This is a genomic window from Xanthobacter sp. BG11Y11_SDJG (genome assembly GCF_057364445.1).
Map to the genome: position 1 here is coordinate 1 of NZ_JBNFNU010000410.1, position 3708 is coordinate 3708.

At 69.3% G+C, this 3708-nt stretch carries 4 protein-coding genes and 1 pseudogene; 4 read left to right on the forward strand and 1 reads right to left on the reverse strand.

Annotated features, from left to right (window positions below):
- The 3 genes from AC2W7M_RS21835 to AC2W7M_RS21845 all read left to right on the forward strand — a co-directional run.
- On the forward strand, positions 1–452 hold a 452-nt coding region (locus AC2W7M_RS21835), incomplete at its 5' end, for a TIM44-like domain-containing protein (RefSeq protein ID WP_486134876.1).
- Between the two features lie 93 nt (positions 453–545).
- Complete coding sequence (locus AC2W7M_RS21840; protein WP_486134878.1) at positions 546–1520, forward strand: ABC transporter ATP-binding protein; 975 nt, start codon at positions 546–548, stop codon at positions 1518–1520.
- Complete coding sequence (locus tag AC2W7M_RS21845; protein WP_486134880.1) at positions 1517–2278, forward strand: ABC transporter permease; 762 nt, start codon at positions 1517–1519, stop codon at positions 2276–2278. Before AC2W7M_RS21840 ends, AC2W7M_RS21845 begins: the two co-directional genes overlap by 4 nt.
- On the opposite strand, the pseudogene AC2W7M_RS21850 reads toward AC2W7M_RS21845, so the two are convergent.
- Positions 2260–2888: pseudogene (locus AC2W7M_RS21850) on the reverse strand (DUF1269 domain-containing protein). The gene AC2W7M_RS21845 and the pseudogene AC2W7M_RS21850 overlap by 19 nt on opposite strands.
- Before the next feature lie 405 nt (positions 2889–3293).
- Between AC2W7M_RS21850 and AC2W7M_RS21855 the strand changes: the two are divergent.
- The coding region (locus AC2W7M_RS21855) for a hypothetical protein (protein WP_486134882.1) at positions 3294–3708 on the forward strand (415 nt) is incomplete at its 3' end.

Sequence of the window (3708 nt, forward strand, 5' to 3'; positions counted from 1 at the left end):
CCGCCGCGCAGCCCGAGTTCCAGGCCGCCGCCCGCGCGCCGTCGGACGACGTCGGCCTCAAGGGCGAGGATTTCGACACCTTCGAGCGCCTGCTCGGCACCATCCACGGCGCCTTCGGGGCCGAGGACCAGGGCACGCTGATGCAGCACACCACGCCGGAGGTGTTCTCCTACTTCGCCGACGAACTGCGCGAAAATGCCGAGCGCGGCGTGCGCAACGCGGTGAGCGACGTGAAGCTGCTCCAGGGCGACCTCGCCGAGGCCTGGCGCGAGGGCGGCAAGGAGTTCGCCACGGTGGCGCTGCGTTATGAAAGCCGCGACGCCATGGTGGACCGCGCCACCGGCCAGGTGGTCGGCGGCGACCGCGACGCCAAGGGCGAGGCCACGGAGATCTGGACCTTCGTGCGCGAGAACGGCGGCGACTGGAAGCTCAGCGCCATCCAGGGCACCTGATCCCGCAGGATTGCATCCATAGCAGCACAAGGGTCCCGCGCCTGACGGCGCGGGACCCTTCCGCGCGCGGCCGGACAGGTCTAAGAGGGTGCCATGCCCGATCCCGAGTCCCGCGCCGCGCCCGGCGCCGTCATCTCCGTCTCCCGCCTGTCGAAGACCTACGCCACGGGCCACAGCGCGCTCAAGGACGTGAGCTTCGACATCCGCCGCGGCGAGATCTTCGCCTTGCTCGGCCCGAACGGCGCCGGCAAGACCACGCTCATCTCCATCGTCTGCGGCCTCGTCAACGCCACCGCCGGCTCCGTGCGGGTGGACGGCCACGACATCGTCGCGGACTACCGCGCCGCCCGCGCCGCCATTGGCCTCGTGCCGCAGGAATTGACCACCGACAGCTTCGAGACCGTGTGGGCCACCGTGAGCTTCTCGCGCGGACTGTTCGGCAAGAGGGCAAACCCCGCCTTCATCGAGAAGGTGCTCAAGAGCCTGTCCCTGTGGGAGAAGAAGGACGCCAAGATCATGACGCTCTCGGGCGGCATGAAGCGGCGCGTGCTGATCGCCAAGGCGCTCTCCCACGAGCCGCAGGTGCTGTTCCTCGACGAGCCGTCCGCGGGCGTCGACGTGGAACTGCGCCGCGACATGTGGCGCCTGGTGCGCGAGCTGCGCGAGAGCGGCGTCACCATCATCCTCACCACCCATTATCTGGAGGAGGCGGAGGAGATGGCGGACCGCATCGGCGTCATCACCAAGGGCGAGCTGATCCTGGTGGAGGAGAAGGCGACCCTCATGCGCCGGCTCGGCCGCAAGGAGCTGACGGTGGAGCTGGTCGCGCCGCTCGCCGCCATTCCCGCGGCGCTGGCGCCGTTCGGCCTCGAGCTGTCGGACGGCGGCACGCACCTCACTTATGTCTACGAGACCTGCGCCTCCGGCGCCGAGGAGGAGGGCGACACGCGCTCCATCGCCGACCTGCTCGCCTTGCTCTCCGCCGAGGGCATCGCCTTCCGGGACCTCCACACGGAGCAAAGCTCCCTCGAAGACATCTTCGTGAGCCTCGTGAGGCGGGACCAGTGAACCTCGAAGCCGTCCGCGCCATTTACATGTTCGAGATGGCCCGCACCATGCGCACGCTGCTGCAGAGCGTGGTGTCGCCCGTCATCTCCACCTCGCTCTATTTCGTCGTGTTCGGCTCCGCCATCGGCGCCCGCATGGCCGAGATCGACGGCGTGCCCTACGGCGCCTTCATCGTGCCGGGCCTGATGATGCTGACGCTGCTCACGCAGTCCATCTCCAATGCCGCGTTCGCGATCTATTTCCCGCGCTTCACCGGCACCATCTTCGAACTGCTGTCGGCGCCCGTGTCGCCGTTCGAGATCGTGCTCGGCTATGTGGGGGCGGCGGCGACCAAGACCGTGGTGCTGGGCCTCATCATCCTCGCGACAGCCTCGCTGTTCGTGCCGCTGGAGATCAAGCACCCGGTGTGGATGATGGCGTTCCTGGTGCTGACGGCGTTCACCTTCGCCCTGTTCGGCTTCATCATCGGCATCTGGGCCGACGGGTTCGAGCGCCTCCAGGTGATCCCGCTGCTGGTGATCACGCCCCTCACCTTCCTGGGCGGCACCTTCTATTCGCTCGACATGCTGCCGCCGGCCTGGCGCACGGTGACGCTGTTCAACCCGGTGGTCTATCTGGTGTCCGGCTTCCGCTGGAGCTTCTTCGGCATCTCGGACGTGGCGGTCGGGCTTTCGCTCGCCATGACGCTCGGCTTCCTGGCCCTATGCCTTGGCGTGTGCACCTGGATGTTCCGCACCGGCTACCGGCTGAAGAGCTGAGGCGGCGGCAGCCGCCGCCTCGCTGATCCGGTCCTCAGGCGGCCGGGAGTGGCCGCCGGGGTCGTGTCCGGGGTCGCGTCCGGGGCGGCGTGCAGGCCGGCGGCGGCCCTGGCCAGCGCTTCCTTCAGCTTCAGCTCGGCCTCGTTGGAGAGCGAGGTCTTCAGCACCCGCGGATTGTAGGGCTCGATCTCGGGCAGCACCTTGTCCTCGGTGACGCTCTTGATGAGCACGAACAGCGCCGACGAATTGGCCGGAATGGTATCGCCGAGATTCTTCACGAAGTCGTCGTCGATGCCGTAGTCGGCGAGCGAGCCGGAGATGGCGCCGGCGCCTGCGCCCGCCACCGCGCCCAGCGCCATGCCGGCGAGCGGGTTGAGGAACAGGAGGCCGACGAGGCCGCCCACAGCGCGCCCATGGTGCCGCCCTGGGCGGCGCCCAGCGCCACGAGGTTCACCGCCTGCTTGATGTGGACCTTGCCGTCCGCCTCGCGCTCGACGACACAGGCGTCCTCCAGGTCGATCAGATGACCCTTCTGAAGCGACCGCAGCTTGTTCAGCACCTCGTCCGCCGCATGGACGCCGTCGAAACCGAATACGACAAGATTGCTCATGATTGCATTTCCTCGAGATGCGGCACGCTTCGCCGCCGCCGAAGCTTGGACCCGGCGGCGCGAGCGTCCCCGCAGAACGTGACACTGGCACGACCGGTTCCCGCGCGCGAGTGTGCCGTGGCCCCGCCGCAGCCCCCTGTCCGGCCGCAGCGGCGGGAATCTTGTGCAGGCCGCGCCGCGCGGCTATTGCGCCACGCTGAGGGGCGCGCCGGCGCACCGCAAAGGGCGGACACCTTTTCCGATGACGCACGCACCGACCCCGACCTCCGCCGCCGTTGCGCCCGGCGTCATCTCCATCCGCCTGACCCATGTCTCCCAGCTCTTCAACATGCTGGACCGTTCCCCTTCCGCGAGCGCGACCTGGCGCCGGAGGCGGAGGACTACATCGCCGGCTGGGCCGAGGAGATGCCCGCCGGCGCGCCGCTCGCCATCGTCATCCATCTGCCCGAAACCGAAGCGTCCGGCCCGGATGCGCGGGGCCTTCCGGAGGCGATCGCGCATTTCTTCGACTATCGCCGGCACGAGACGGCGCGGCAGCTGGCGCAGCTGTTCCGGGTCGGGCGGCTGTCTCTGGTCATCGGCCTCGGCGCGCTCGCGATGTGCCTGGCGGGGGCGCAGCTGGTCGGCCACGTGCTGGGGGATGGGACCTTCGCCGGCATCCTGGAGGAAAGCCTCGTCATCGTCGGCTGGGTGGCCAACTGGCGGCCGATCGAGATCTTCCTCTATGAGTGGTGGCCGCTCGCCCGCCGGCGCGACCTGTTCGCCCGGCTTGCCGCCGCCCGGGTGGAGGTGCGCGCCGAGGGGGGCCGCGGACGGCGCC

What these genes read in the sequence shown, in the direction of transcription:
- AC2W7M_RS21840 (WP_486134878.1), top strand. Translation starts at nt 546, where the DNA reads ATGCCCGATCCCGAGTCCCGCGCCGCGCCCGGCGCCGTCATCTCCGTC.